This is a genomic window from Natronomonas amylolytica, from assembly GCF_037031205.1.
Classification (GTDB): domain Archaea; phylum Halobacteriota; class Halobacteria; order Halobacteriales; family Haloarculaceae; genus Natronomonas; species Natronomonas amylolytica.
Map to the genome: position 1 here is coordinate 152,080 of NZ_JAYEZM010000009.1, position 13,065 is coordinate 165,144.

The 13,065-nt window shown below is 50.0% G+C and carries 10 protein-coding genes and 1 pseudogene; 9 read left to right on the plus strand and 2 right to left on the minus strand.

What is annotated here, in order from left to right; genetic code table 11:
* Positions 1 to 684: 684 nt before the first annotated feature.
* A complete protein-coding gene (locus U5914_RS13770) occupies positions 685 to 1,449 on the minus strand; it encodes an IclR family transcriptional regulator (protein WP_336136324.1) in 765 nt (254 codons plus the stop codon).
* A 331-nt stretch (positions 1,450 to 1,780) separates the two neighbouring features.
* Here U5914_RS13770 and xsc point away from each other — a divergent pair, with 331 nt between their 5' ends.
* From xsc to U5914_RS13785, 3 genes are all read left to right on the plus strand, one after another.
* Positions 1,781 to 3,502, plus strand: a complete 1,722-nt coding sequence (gene xsc / locus U5914_RS13775; RefSeq protein WP_336136325.1) for a sulfoacetaldehyde acetyltransferase — start codon at positions 1,781 to 1,783, stop codon at positions 3,500 to 3,502.
* A gap of 53 nt (positions 3,503 to 3,555) precedes the next feature.
* The gene (locus U5914_RS13780) at positions 3,556 to 4,641 is read left to right on the plus strand and encodes a phosphotransacetylase (RefSeq protein WP_336136326.1); all 1,086 of its coding nucleotides are present in this window, start codon (positions 3,556 to 3,558) and stop codon (positions 4,639 to 4,641) included.
* A gap of 85 nt (positions 4,642 to 4,726) precedes the next feature.
* The gene (locus U5914_RS13785) at positions 4,727 to 6,010 is read left to right on the plus strand and encodes an amidohydrolase (protein WP_336136327.1); all 1,284 of its coding nucleotides are present in this window, start codon (positions 4,727 to 4,729) and stop codon (positions 6,008 to 6,010) included.
* 48 nt (positions 6,011 to 6,058) lie between these two features.
* Here U5914_RS13785 and U5914_RS16890 read toward each other — a convergent pair whose 3' ends face one another.
* Positions 6,059 to 6,217, minus strand: a complete 159-nt coding sequence (locus tag U5914_RS16890) for a DUF7331 family protein (protein ID WP_418766769.1) — start codon at positions 6,215 to 6,217, stop codon at positions 6,059 to 6,061.
* Between the two features lie 583 nt (positions 6,218 to 6,800).
* On the opposite strand from U5914_RS16890, the gene pdxS reads away from it, so the two are divergent.
* The 6 genes and pseudogenes from pdxS to U5914_RS13815 form a co-directional block, all read left to right on the plus strand.
* Positions 6,801 to 7,709, plus strand: coding sequence for a pyridoxal 5'-phosphate synthase lyase subunit PdxS (gene pdxS / locus U5914_RS13790; protein WP_336136328.1), 909 nt, complete (start codon positions 6,801 to 6,803; stop codon positions 7,707 to 7,709).
* Positions 7,710 to 7,804: 95 nt separating this feature from the next.
* Positions 7,805 to 8,326, plus strand: coding sequence for an Lrp/AsnC family transcriptional regulator (locus U5914_RS13795; protein WP_336136329.1), 522 nt, complete (start codon positions 7,805 to 7,807; stop codon positions 8,324 to 8,326).
* A 158-nt stretch (positions 8,327 to 8,484) separates the two neighbouring features.
* The gene (locus U5914_RS13800; RefSeq protein WP_336136330.1) at positions 8,485 to 9,882 is read left to right on the plus strand and encodes an APC family permease; all 1,398 of its coding nucleotides are present in this window, start codon (positions 8,485 to 8,487) and stop codon (positions 9,880 to 9,882) included.
* 223 nt (positions 9,883 to 10,105) lie between these two features.
* Positions 10,106 to 11,425, plus strand: a complete 1,320-nt coding sequence (locus U5914_RS13805; RefSeq protein ID WP_336136331.1) for an aminotransferase family protein — start codon at positions 10,106 to 10,108, stop codon at positions 11,423 to 11,425.
* Between the two features lie 548 nt (positions 11,426 to 11,973).
* Entirely contained in the window at positions 11,974 to 12,402 is a 429-nt protein-coding gene (locus U5914_RS13810) for a universal stress protein (protein WP_336136332.1), read from the plus strand.
* 502 nt (positions 12,403 to 12,904) lie between these two features.
* A pseudogene (locus U5914_RS13815) lies at positions 12,905 to 13,065 on the plus strand (malate synthase); the annotation flags it as partial.

Here is a 13,065-nt window from a genome sequence, read left to right on the forward strand (position 1 = left end):
AGCGTACAGAGGTTATCACGAGCGATAGTTGTTCAAACGAGGGGTACTACCAGCACTTGTACCACTAGGAGGAGAAGTCCCAGTATGGTTGCTTTCCAGCCCCTCTCAAGCCTGGCGAACGATTCAGTTACTTGATTCAGAAGCGGATGACTGTTCTTGATGCCCTTTGTAGTGATATGTGGTATTTCCATTGTTCCGTAGTTTCTCTACAGCTTTGAGCTCTGTCCTAACTGAGGTGCTGTAGCCCTGGTGTTGGCGCAGTTTCAGCCGTGGTGCGGCTCAACTGCTAGTTTCTGCCTATGCGAATTACCATCTAACGCTTCAGTTTCAATTCCTAACTCATCGGTGATTAATCTTTCCTTTTTTACAATTTAACATCGACTCTCTGTTGGAAGGTCCTCTGCGTGACCAGTGAAGATCGGAACGTAGGTAGGGTATTTAATAGTTCGGTATAACAGAACACAATGGGTTCGTTGTGTAGATTCTAAGTAGCACATAGTACTCGGAGAAATCCATAACAAGATTATGATTGTTATTGAATTGGTGATGGCAATCTGGTAACTAACAAAGTTATGATTGTTATTCCTAGCACGATTATCTATTGTTGTGGTACACACCTGGGTTAAGCCAGTCTGCTATAGATATATAATAGTTTGCTTCTAAGGAACGATCTTGAATGGCCAGTTATACGACCATATCTTGAATCTCTTCCTCTAAATTTTCAGCTGCTCGAAGTAAGGCGGGTGCAACATTATTCTCAATTGCCTCTTCAGTAAGGCGGTATGTCGGACCCCCGGCACTTAATGCACCAAACGGTTGTCCACTTGGAAGCAAAACAGCAACACCAACTGCTCGAAGGCCTTCCAACCATTCTTGATCTATAACTGCATAACCTCGTTGTTTCACATGCTCCAACTCGTCAATGAACGTCGATCGATCAGTCAACGTGTGTCTCGTTTCTGTCGGCATCCCCCACTGATCAAGGATTTCATCGACGCGCTCTCTGGGGAGTTCTGCTAGGATTGCTTTCCCGGTAGAACTAGTATGGACGTATAGGTAGTCACCCTCTTTCAGCCCGACTTCAGTTGAGTCATCAGCTTCATGAAAGAGAGTCATTATTCTCCCATCAATCTCAACATCGAAATCGATTGAATGGTTGAGGCTTTCGCCTAATTCTTGGACTTTCTCACCTGCAGCTCGAAAACGTTTGTTTTGATTTCGTGCGTGCTGTCCAAGGTGGAAAAACTTCAGACTGAGGTGATATACTTCGCCTTTTTTTGTGACGTATCCATAACTGCGGAGTGTATTGAGATGGCTGTGAGCAGTACTTTTGGAGATATCGAGCTCGCGTGCGATCGCAGAAAGACGAGCTCCGTTGTGTGATTCGATTAGGCTGAGGATTTCTAGCGAGTTTTCCGTTGCGGCGACAGTATTTTCAAAATCACTCATGAGTAGGTATCGAAACTCAATGCTAATAATAGTTCCCCAGAAGCGAACGAGTTACTGCTGTTACTGATCATCACGATTAGAACTAGAATCTATTGGACTACAAAACTGAAGCTCCAAGAGGATAAGGTGCCTATTGGCTGGTTGTAATAATTGATAAAATCAAACATCCTCTATATGCTGGCCAAATCTCCAAATTCAGTGCTGATTGTGGAAGTGCACAACCTATAAGTGGTATGAACCTGTACTGAGAGTTGAGTCGAAAAATATGTCGAAGCAAGAGGAACCCACTACAGAGACAGACAGTGATGGTCCTGTCCACGATGGCGTAACGATGACACCCAGTGAAGCGATCCTTGAGCAATTCGTTGCTGAGGATGCCGAAGTCATGTTCGGTATCGTTGGCTCGGCGTTCATGGACTTTTTGGATATCATGCCGCAGGCGGGGATTCGATACATCCCTGTCCGCCATGAGCAGAACGCCGCGCACATGGCTGATGGGTATGCTGAAGCGCTTCGTGGTCAGGAACCTGGTCTCTGTGTCGCACAGAATGGTCCCGGCGTCACCAACATGGTGACTGGGATCAAGGCCGCAGAACTGAACCACTCACCGGTTATTATGCTCTCGCCGACGGCAACGACGGGATCAATCGGCACAGATGGCTTCCAAGAAGCCGATACGATGTCGATTTTCGAAGATACCGTCGAATGGCAAGGCCGTCTCGAAGATAAAAGCCGTATCGCGGAGTATGTTCGCACAGCATACCGTGAGTCGCTCACGAACAAAGGCCCGGCACAAATCGACTTCCCGCGCGACAACCTCTATGGTGAGATCGAGGTTGACGTGCTCGACCCGAGCCAGTACCGCCAGACTGAGATCGGTGGGGCCGCTGACTCCGCCGTTTCGGATGCCGCCGAACTGCTGGACGAGGCTGACAACCCGGCTATTATCGCTGGACTCGGCACGATTTACTCCGAAGCCGTCGACGAAGTCGCAGAGCTGGCTGAGATGCTCAATGCGCCCGTCGCGAACTCGTATCTCCACAACGACTCCTTCCCCATCAGCCATCCGCTTGCGGTCGGGGCCCTTGGATATGGTGGCTCGAAGGCTGCAATGGAACAGCTCTCGGAAGCTGACGTCATTCTCGCTGTCGGGAGTCGGCTAAGCGGATTCGGGCTGCTCCCGCAGTACGGAATGGATTGGTTCCCGGAAGACGCTGATGTCATCCAGATCGATGTCGACGCCTCACAGATCGGCCGCACCACCCGGGTCGAACTCGGTCTCGTCGGCGATGCTGCTGAAACGGTCCGGAACCTCACCAGCAAGCTTGACGAGAGTGCAGGAGCTTCCGATGCACGTGCTGAGGAAATTCAGCAGGCGTACGCCGACTGGCGCGAGGAACTCGAAGAGATGTCCCAGCAGGATCAGACGCCGGTCCATCCTCGCCGGGGACTCTGGGAAGTCGCAGAAGCACTCCCGGATAATGCAATGGTGGCAACGGACATCGGGAACACCTGCTCGATGGCGAACGCGTATCTTGAATTCGACAACCCCGGCAACTTCCTTGCTGCCGGAACATACGGGAATTGCGGCTTTGCCTATCCCGCAGTGATGGGGGCGAAAGTCGCCCGCCCGGATGATCCCGCAATCGCTATCACCGGTGACGGTGCTTGGGGAATGCAGCAGATGAATGAGGTGCTGACAGCAGTTCGTCAGGACATCCCCGCCGTTGCAATTGTTTTCAACAATATGGAATGGGGTGCCGAAAAACAGAACCAGTATTGGTTCTACAACGAGCGGTTCGTTGGCACTGATCTGCCGGAGAACCCGGACTTCGCCCAGATCGCTCGGGATATGGGCGCAAAGGGTATCCATGTCGAGGATCCCGACGAGATCGGTTCAGCTGTCGAAGAGGCTATCGAATCCGACCGACCTGCGGTTGTTGACATCCGTACGGACGGTACCGAATTGCTTGAACCGTTCCGCCGTGATGCACTTGACGACCCCGAACGCATCCTCGAAAAGTACCGCCAACCCGGCGACCCGAACTACTAGAGCTACCTCCCGATAGCTCTCGTTTTGACGTTACCACCTGCACTTCCCTTTCAATGAATAACGTGTTATCAACCCTGCGTGATCAGGCGAAACGCGAGTCACCGCGTATTCTGTTGCCTGAGCACCATGACGAGCGTGTCCTTACGGCTGCAGCTGATGCTGCACGCGATGGTGTTGCTCGCCCCGTTGTCTTCGATACCCCGGAATCTTTGCAGGAAATCTGTGAAAAACAGGGGATTGATCCCGGTCTCTTCGAGATCCGGACACGACCAAGTGGCGAAACTGACGATCGCTACGTTCAAGAGTACGCTGAGCTGCGAGGGGTTTCTGAATCGACAGCAGCGACAATGCTCGGAAGCGACCTAGTACTAGGGATGTTACTCCTTCGGCTTGATGAGGTTGAGGGGGTCGTAGCTGGAGCCTTACATCCTACTGCCGAGGTCGTAGCCGTCGCCAACAGCGTTGTCGGCCTTGATCCTGCAATCGATACTGCGTCGAGTTTCTTCCTTATGGTGACGGACAATCTCGATGTGGGGCACAACGGTGGCCTCCTGTACGCCGATTGTGGGGTGAATATCGATCCTTCGAGTGGACAACTCGCAGACATCGCGCAAACGACAGCTAAGACCGCTAGACGTCTGCTTGACTGGGAGCCGAAGGTGGCGATGCTCTCGTTCTCGACGAAGGGTAGTGCGAACCACGAATCTGTCAATAAAGTTCGTGAGGCCACTGAAACGGTCCGGGACCGGACAAACATACTGGTTGAAGGAGAGTTACAAACGGACGCTGCCCTTGTACCTGCAGTTGCTGATCGGAAGGTTGGCGATGATGCTGCTATCCAAGGTGATGCGAACATCCTCGTGTTTCCGGACCTTGATGCAGGGAATATCGCCTACAAACTCACAGAACGCATTGGAGGCGCTAAGGCTCTCGGACCAGTGTTGCAGGGGTATTCACGGCCCTTGAGTGACCTCTCACGAGGATCGGCAGCAGAAGATATTTATAATATCATAATGCTGACCTCTGCGCGGGCCGTCAACTGGGGTGACCCCCCTACTGGCAGCATAATCAGTGGTGGGTTATTGGGACGTCGTGAAGAGCAGCAGCAGCCGCTTCACCCACCTCCAGTCGCAGATTAAGGCCCAGACTGCCAGCTTCAGAACTTTTTGACTTACGAGTGATTTCTCGAAATCTTTCACAGCAAGTATACATACTATCGAATTAATGACAAACGAGTTTACATCACTGATCGAATTGCGGCGGGATCTCCACGCTCATCCAGAGACGGGGTGGACAGAGTTTTATACGACAGCTCGTTTAGCCGAAGAATTCAAGCAACTTGGTTATAAGCTCGCGTTCGGCACGAAGGTGATACCTGAGGAGAAGCGACTTGGTGTGCCAGATGATTCCGAACTTGATCAAGCGCGGGAGAGGGCGAAACGCGAAGGAGCGGCGGGATACTTTTTACACCAGATGAGGCAAACAACAGGAATGGTTGCCGAAAAGCAGTATGGGAATGGACCGGTTATCGGACTCCGGGTCGATATCGACGCATTAAATATCTCAGAATCGTCCGATACAGCACATTTCCCATCGAGTGCGGGCTTTGCGAGTAAGCACCCTGGACTTATGCATGCCTGTGGACCCGATGGCCACGCAGCTATTGGCGTTGGTGTCGCAAGGACGATCGATCGTCTCGACGCGTTCGATGGGACGTTACGTATCTTCTGCCAGCCAGCCGAGGAGGGATGTCGCGGAGGGTTAGCAATGAGTCAAAGTTCATATCTACAGGGCGTCGACGCTCTCTTTTCACTACATATCGGGATGGGACATGGTACCGGAAAGGTCGTCGCGGGGTTTGAGAGGCCGCTTGCAAACGCGAAACTTAACGTAAAATTCACTGGCGAAGAAACTCATGCGGGAAGATCACCTGAAGATGGACGGAACGCGCTTCAGGCTGCGACAACTGCAATACAGAACCTCTATGCGATTTCCCGTCATGCATCCGGTACGACGCGGATTAATATCGGTCGTGTCAGGTCCCCTAACCCCGTCAATGTCGTCGCTTCGGAAACGCGTATGCGAGTGGGAGTTCGAGCTTCTACCGAGGCGGCGCTACAGTATATGCTTGATCGCGCTGAAGATATCCTTGATAACAGCGCGCGAATGCACGATGTAGCTGTTGATTGGGATATGTATGGCCGAGCAACGACATTCAAGGCGGATGAGCCAGCAATAAACGCCGTTGTCGATGCTGCTGAATCCCATAATCAGATTTCGGATGTGGTTAATCGCGCTAAGTTCGGGGCCAGCGAAGATGCATCGTACCTCATTAGACGTGTTCAGGAACTAGGAGGGGTTGCAACCTATCTCGGAATCGGGGCGGCGCGCCCTGCTGGCCATCACACGGCACATTTTGATTTTGACGAGGATGCTATCGGTATTGGTGTTGACGTAGTAGCTGACTCCATACGTAGAATCGCTCGCTGTGAAGATTTATGTCAATAGTTATGAGTGGAATACGAGAGTTGCCGTACAATCCTTCAACATCACGTCTTATTTCCAATTAATAAGCTGAATCGACTCGTCGGTTATGACCCATGCTTCTGGATTATCTGGGTTGTATAATACCAACCCCTCGTAATCCTTCGACGCGAAACATTCCACAGGCGTCGTTGGCGTGGCTTTATCTTGTGTGGTTGACATAGGTTTCATCTCCGTTCATCGCCCGTGTGAGGCCCTGAAAGAACAGGTACGAGTGGGGCAATCATTTCTACATCCCAAGTGTAATAGGATGTCCGTTCGAGGTGCGATGACTGGGTATGCTCTGGCCTCTGGGCATCCCCCGACGATATCTCTTTTGAGCTATCAGATGGCTGCTCCGTCGATTCAGCGAAGTGTGGCACTAGCGGCTCAATTGCTTCCGAATCGCGGTCGTATTCTGTGTATTCCATGTTGTCCCGGCTCCGTTGATGGACCCTTACTTCTTGGTCCTTACATGGGTCTCTGTGCCCCAGTATAATAAAATTTTCCAACTTCTACTCTATCTATGACTGTTAAATACAATAATACCTTTATATTTGAGCTATAGAGACAACTAAGAAGCATGGCATGGCAGTTATTGCTGGATAAATGCAGCAGAGGTCTCGAATACTATCTACCCATATGTTGTGTAAAATTGTATCATATGGCAAATATCTAATATTAATGTTGGATTTTGTGCATAGAGTTGGTCTAAAAGCTACTTATTCGGTAAAGTTAAATGTGGGTGTCACATAACTGAACCCAGACATACTCAATGACATCGGATACAGAACTCGAAGACCTCCAGCAGGGAACGGAACTCGTGAAGCGTGGGTTTGCCAAGATGCAAAAAGGTGGTGTCATCATGGACGTCGTTACCCCTGAGCAGGCACGAATCGCTGAAGATGCCGGTGCGGTCGCCGTCATGTCGCTCGAATCAGTTCCTGCAGACATCCGGAAACGTGGCGGTGTCGCCCGGATGGCAGATCCCGGCGCGCTTGAAAAGATCATTGATGAAGTCTCGATCCCCGTTATGGGTAAATGTCGTATCGGCCATACCACCGAAGCACAGATACTTGAGGTCACGGGTGCCGATATGATTGATGAAAGTGAAGTACTCACTCCGGCAGACGAACGCTACCATATTGACAAGCGTCACTTCGACGCTCCCTTCGTCTGTGGGGCCCGCAACCTCGGTGAGGCACTCCGCCGAATCGATGAGGGTGCAGCAATGATTCGGACGAAGGGTGAGGCCGGGACAGGTGACGTAAACCAAGCTGTCAGCCATCAGCGGGACATTAAACGATCCATCCGAAAACTCTCGGGTATGAACTACGAGGAGCGCGAGGAGTGGGCCCGAAACCACGAAGCCCCGCGTGGACTGGTCCATGAAACTGCCGAGATGGGCCGGCTACCGGTTGTCAACTTTGCTGCTGGTGGTATCGCCACGCCCGCCGATGCTGCGCTCATGATGCAACTCGGCTGTGACGGCATCTTTGTCGGCTCCGGCATCTTTGGTGCAGAAGACCCTAACCAGATGGGTGAGGCCATTGTTGAGGCAGTCAATAATTACGACGACCCTGCCACCCTCAAAGATGTTGCCAAGAACGTCGGTAAAGGTATGAAGGGCCAACCAAATGAAACGATATCTAACGACGAGAAACTACAGGGGCGTGGCGTCTAAATTATCATTAACTCCTTTGATCTTCTGGGAGTTAAAGTTATATACTTATATATTCCATTAACCTTATTATACTTCGGTTGGTAGTAACTACAAGAATGGACGAAACAGACCTTGAAATTCTGAAGGTGATTTCAGACATGGGAACTGACAGCCCAAGCGATATCCATGAAGCGACGGGTATCCCAGAGTCAACGATATACTACCGACTTAACAACCTTCGAGAACGAGGCATTATCAAAAACGACCTTTACGACCTCGATCTCGAGAAACTCGGTCTTGGAATCACTATTATTGTTGAAGTTGTCGCAGAATACAAAGAAGGCTACCATAAGAAAATTGGTGAGCGACTGAGCGAGATTGAAGGAGTAAGCCAAGTTCATTTCACGATGGGAGAGCGAGATTTCGTTGTTATCGCCCACATCCCAAATAGGGAAGAAGTAGAACGGCTCATTAGTGATTTTGAAGCAATTGAAGAAGTTCAGCGGACGCAATCAAAATATACAATCACCACGATCAAAAACGAGCCACGAATCCTCAGCACGTATTCCCTTGATACCTTGCAGGCAAATATAAATGGGAGCACGGATTCCGACGGAAGCGAACGCGATGACACATAGAGGATAACTGTCAATCGACATTTACATTAATACGGCGTTGAGTTAAAGATAGATTTTTCTATTAGCTTCTAGTTGGAGCAGTATTTAATATTGTGGAAATTATTGCAGTAGTAGATTAATCCAGTGGATTGAAGTCAATCAGGGATAGTATGTGTAGCATGGCAGATAACGGCACTCATGGAAAATTAGAGGGGGTCCTCTCACAACGTCAACTGTTTGCGATTGGGTTCGGAGCAATTGTGGGCTGGGGATGGATTATCCAGATGGGATACTGGGTTGATACTGCAGGGCCTTGGGGAGGGATCACTGCCTTTCTAGTGGGTGGATTTCTAGTAGCACTAATCAGCCTGATCTACGCAGAGTTAGTCTCTGCCATGCCGAAGGTCGGCGGCGAACACGTCTACAGTATGCGAGCGTTCGGACCGTTGGGATCGTTTGCTTGTAGCTGGTCATTATTACTTGGATATCTTGGAGTGATCGCCTTCCAATCAATTGCATTTGGCGTCGCAATATCGTATTTGATTCCTGGACTTGATATGCTCCAGCTCTGGAGTTTTGCTGGAGCTCCGGTGTATGCTCCCCTTGTTGGTATCGGCCTTCTCGGAGTACTTGGTATCACGTATATGAACTACCGCGGCGTTCGCCTTACTGCCCAGATTCAAATGGTTCTTGCCGCGATAATTTGCGTAGCTGGGTTTCTCATGGTTGTGGGAGCGTTTACAAAGGGCCAACCGGTAGCTAATGAACCGTTTGGTGGTGTTGGTCTTGCAGGAATCACTGTCGTTGCTGTTCAGGTGCCGATGTTGTTCGTAGGCTTCGACGTAGTTCCCCAAGCTGCGGAGGAAGCTGACATCTCACCGCACTCGCTCGCGATTACTCTACTTGCTGTCGTCTCATGTGTCGCATTGTTCTACGTGATTACAATCTGGGCTGCAGGAGAAGCGTTATTAGCTGAAGTACTTGGAGCTAGTCCTGTACCCGCAGCTGCTGCGATGAGTGCTCTTATGGGGAGTGAGATGGCTGGCCAACTGATGACTGTCGCGGGGATCGGAGCACTTCTCACAAGCTGGAGTGCATTCGTTATCGGTGCGAGTCGGGTTCTCTTTGCAATGGCGGAGACTGGGATGCTCCCTGGGTCACTGGCAAAGCTCCATCCAGACTACAACACGCCATCTAATGCGATTCTGCTTACTGGTGCCATCTCGGCAGCTGCTCCATGGTTCGGCGCGCAATTGATTAATATAGTTATTAATGCTGGTTCACTAGGCATCGTTATTGCTTGGTTCATCGTTGTACTCTCGTTCCTGCGGCTCCGGCGACAAGAGCCAGAGATGGAGCGTCCATTCAAGATTCCGTACGGTAAAACGTTTGGCGTGGTCTCTCTTGTGGTTACTGCGTTCTTCATTCTTCTGTACGCCCCTGGTGGCCCCTCGGCTCTTGGATTGAAGGAATGGACAATAATCGGTGCGTGGGTTCTACTCGGAACTGTTTTGCGCAGTCTTTCGGGAGAGAACATCGAGATAGCTGCTGTTCAACAGAGTAAATCTGATGACTGATCTCTGACTGCGAGCGATTGCACACTTATCTTTTGACTTGTGTAGCAGTTCCTTGGTGTGTACAGTGGGGGTCTCCAAACCCAATATGACTGGAGTCTAGACTGCTTGGAAACTCTAATATAGGGGGTGATAGTTGTAGCTTAGACCATGTTATAGATGTTTACATAAGTCTGAAACGGAAAAAACCGACAATTTTACAGTAGGTGAGTGAGAACAATGCACCATGTCGGAGCAAGAACCGATTGCGTCCGCTGAGAGTGCGGCGATCTCACATTGGAACACACCGGGTACCGAATCCATGTCCTTGGATGAAGGAGATGGGGTTCGCGTTTACGATGCAGCCGGTAATGAGTATTTAGACTTCACCTCTCAGCTGTACTGTGTCAATGCGGGCCACAGCAACGAGCGAATTAACGAAGCGATCAAGTCGCAAGTTGACCGTATCCAGTACGTGTCCTCCGCGAAAGACAATGACGTTCGTACCGAGCTTGCTAACCAACTAACGAATGTCGCGCCGAATTCGCTGAACGATGTTTTCTTCAGCATCTCGGGGAGTGAATCAAATGAAGCTGCCCTCCAGATTGCGCGAGAAGTCCAAGACGCATCGACCGTACTGACGCGGTGGCGGTCGTATCATGGAGCGACGTACGCCACCGGAGGTATGACTGGTGATCCTGAAACACGCCTCGCTGTCGAAGACCACGCTGCTACGACGGGGAGCACGAAGTTCCTCCCCCCCTTCGATGGAGCTGATAGTCCGTTCGATGCACGGACGTCCGATCAGTTAGCCAAACAAGCGATCGACCACCTAGAGTATGTCATCCTCAATCAAGGTCCTGACTCCATTGCGGCGCTAGTAACGGAGGTCGTAGGAGGAAGTAGTGGTGCATTCACGGCCCCACCGGGCTACTTCGAGCGCGTCCGAGAGCTCTGCGACAAGTACGACATCCTCCTAATTATTGACGAAGTTATTACTGGGTTTGGACGGTGCGGTGATTGGTTCGGTAGTCAGACAGAAGGCCTTGACCCCGACATGATTACCTTCGCAAAAGGAGTTACTAGTGCATACGCTCCGCTTGCCGGTGTCTTGGTCAACGACGAAATTGGAACCCACCTTCGAGAGGAAGGAATTGATGTCGGACAAACGTTTGCTGGCAATCCGATTGCCTGCGCTGCAGGTGTTGCAGCTCTTCAGGAATACGAAGATCTCATCGGTAATGTCTGCCAGCGAGCACCATTCCTTCGAGGGCAATTAGAGGAACTAAAACATCATGATGTGGTTGGAGATATTCGGGGACGAGGGTTCCTCTATGCGGTCGAGTTCATCGATCCGGAAACTGGCGACCCGGTGTTCGACCCTCGTGTCGAAGAGGGGAACAATCCAGTGAAGGATGTGATTTCGGAGGCGAGTGAGAACGGTGTACTCTTTGGACCGGGCCGACCTCCGTTCCAGATTATGGTAGCTCCCCCGTTCTGCACTGACGAGACAGATATTGAAACTGCTGTGAGTGTTCTTGACGAAGCTATCGACGAAGTGTTCTGATAGACTAGCAAAAATATGGTATAGAATATCTTCAACACTCTCGAATATGTTGAATATATATTAGCGTAGATCTGTATACATTGGTGGTTATTTGAACAGACGCTAGGGTTTATATCCTGGAGGAATGTCTATTCTTGCATGGATCGAGCCAGAAGAGAAATCGGTTCTGAAGAACGGCGTATACTCGTCAGAATATTACGTCATCAAGAGGAACCAACTAAATCCGTTGAACAAGGGCAGATTATCGAGGGTGCAAAAGACCATGGGATGGATCGACCGCTAGTTGAGGAAACGTTACAAGAATTACAACGGCGAGGAGTGATACACAAACCCACTAACCAAGGATATCGACTAACATATCAATAAATTGAATTTTACGATTTTGGCACTGAACAACAAACAGGCTTCTTCATCCGGATTTGTATTGAACTATACGTCCTCCGATGCGGATTTGTGTTTGATAGGGGATGGGTGTAATAGACACTTCTTGTCTACCACTTTCATCATGCGAACAATTATATAATAGGGAAAACCAAATATACTGAGAGATGACTATAGTTGTACCCATCGATCGCTCAGGGGATGCGACTCGTGTAATTCAAGAAGGAAAGCGCCTCGCTGATGTCTTCAACGATGATTTGGATGTTGTCCATGTATTGACTGAACAGGCGTACCAAGAACTCGACCGTACCAGTTCTGATAAACGACATGTAACCACCCAACATTCAGAAATCGAGGAAACCGCGGCCGAGATCGTCGAAGAAGCTCTATTAGAGAGTGGAGTAACTGCTAATGCAGTCGGGTTAGTGGGCCAAGCCGCACAAGAAATCATAAAATATAGCCAGACACAAAACGCACGCTATATCGTGGTCGGTAGTCGGAAGCGTTCTCCTGTCGGCAAAGCTGTTTTTGGTAGTGTCTCACAGGAAGTGCTGCTCAACGCGAATCAGCCGGTAGTTGCTGTACCTAGGGTATGATTGATATAGTCACTCTCTAGTGGAGTCCGTCTGTAGCGACTTAGGAAGTCAGTAGTCGTCGGCCCTCAAACTGTAAATGATATTTAATGTAGAATCTATTGAAACAGGTATTAGAGCTTGAATGATCTGGAAAAAGCGGCTGGTATGATCAACAACCGCTGTGGCGGGAACCCGCCCACTCAGAGACAGGATAATGACCAAGTTCTCCTTCGATTCTGGAACTGCTTTAGGCGGAATATTCCCGTCGTACATCAAATTCATTCGTGGAATATTGAAAACTGATGTTGATGCAATTATTGCTTGTACATTTCTAGGTTCATATGGGACATGAATCTGGTTCGATCACTTGGCCAGACTGACTATAGCTGCAAAACGAGCGTTGTTCACTTATTTTGTCCCTTCTATTATGCCTATATTGACTAAGATTCTAATAAATGCTCTTATATTTCCTAAATAATTCAAATGCACTTAATAACGGTGGGCTTCTCCCTCCAAATGATTCATGACCGAACTCGACAAGCGAACGCACGGCCGGCAGTTCGTGCGCACGTTCTTTACGACCCCGACCGCAGAGAAGGGCGTCGACGACTCCGCCAAGAAACTCCGCAGCGCCATCGGACTCCGTGGCATGCAGGCCCCGGACGTCTGGGTCCCGGACAACGA

What these genes read in the sequence shown, in the direction of transcription:
- U5914_RS13800 (WP_336136330.1), top strand. Translation starts at nt 8,485, where the DNA reads ATGGCAGATAACGGCACTCATGGAAAATTAGAGGGGGTCCTCTCACAA.
- U5914_RS13770 (WP_336136324.1), bottom strand. Translation starts at nt 1,449, where the DNA reads ATGAGTGATTTTGAAAATACTGTCGCCGCAACGGAAAACTCGCTAGAA.
- U5914_RS13780 (WP_336136326.1), top strand. Translation starts at nt 3,556, where the DNA reads ATGAATAACGTGTTATCAACCCTGCGTGATCAGGCGAAACGCGAGTCA.
- U5914_RS13805 (WP_336136331.1), top strand. Translation starts at nt 10,106, where the DNA reads ATGTCGGAGCAAGAACCGATTGCGTCCGCTGAGAGTGCGGCGATCTCA.
- U5914_RS13810 (WP_336136332.1), top strand. Translation starts at nt 11,974, where the DNA reads ATGACTATAGTTGTACCCATCGATCGCTCAGGGGATGCGACTCGTGTA.
- U5914_RS16890 (WP_418766769.1), bottom strand. Translation starts at nt 6,217, where the DNA reads ATGAAACCTATGTCAACCACACAAGATAAAGCCACGCCAACGACGCCT.
- pdxS (WP_336136328.1), top strand. Translation starts at nt 6,801, where the DNA reads ATGACATCGGATACAGAACTCGAAGACCTCCAGCAGGGAACGGAACTC.
- U5914_RS13795 (WP_336136329.1), top strand. Translation starts at nt 7,805, where the DNA reads ATGGACGAAACAGACCTTGAAATTCTGAAGGTGATTTCAGACATGGGA.
- U5914_RS13785 (WP_336136327.1), top strand. Translation starts at nt 4,727, where the DNA reads ATGACAAACGAGTTTACATCACTGATCGAATTGCGGCGGGATCTCCAC.
- xsc (WP_336136325.1), top strand. Translation starts at nt 1,781, where the DNA reads ATGACACCCAGTGAAGCGATCCTTGAGCAATTCGTTGCTGAGGATGCC.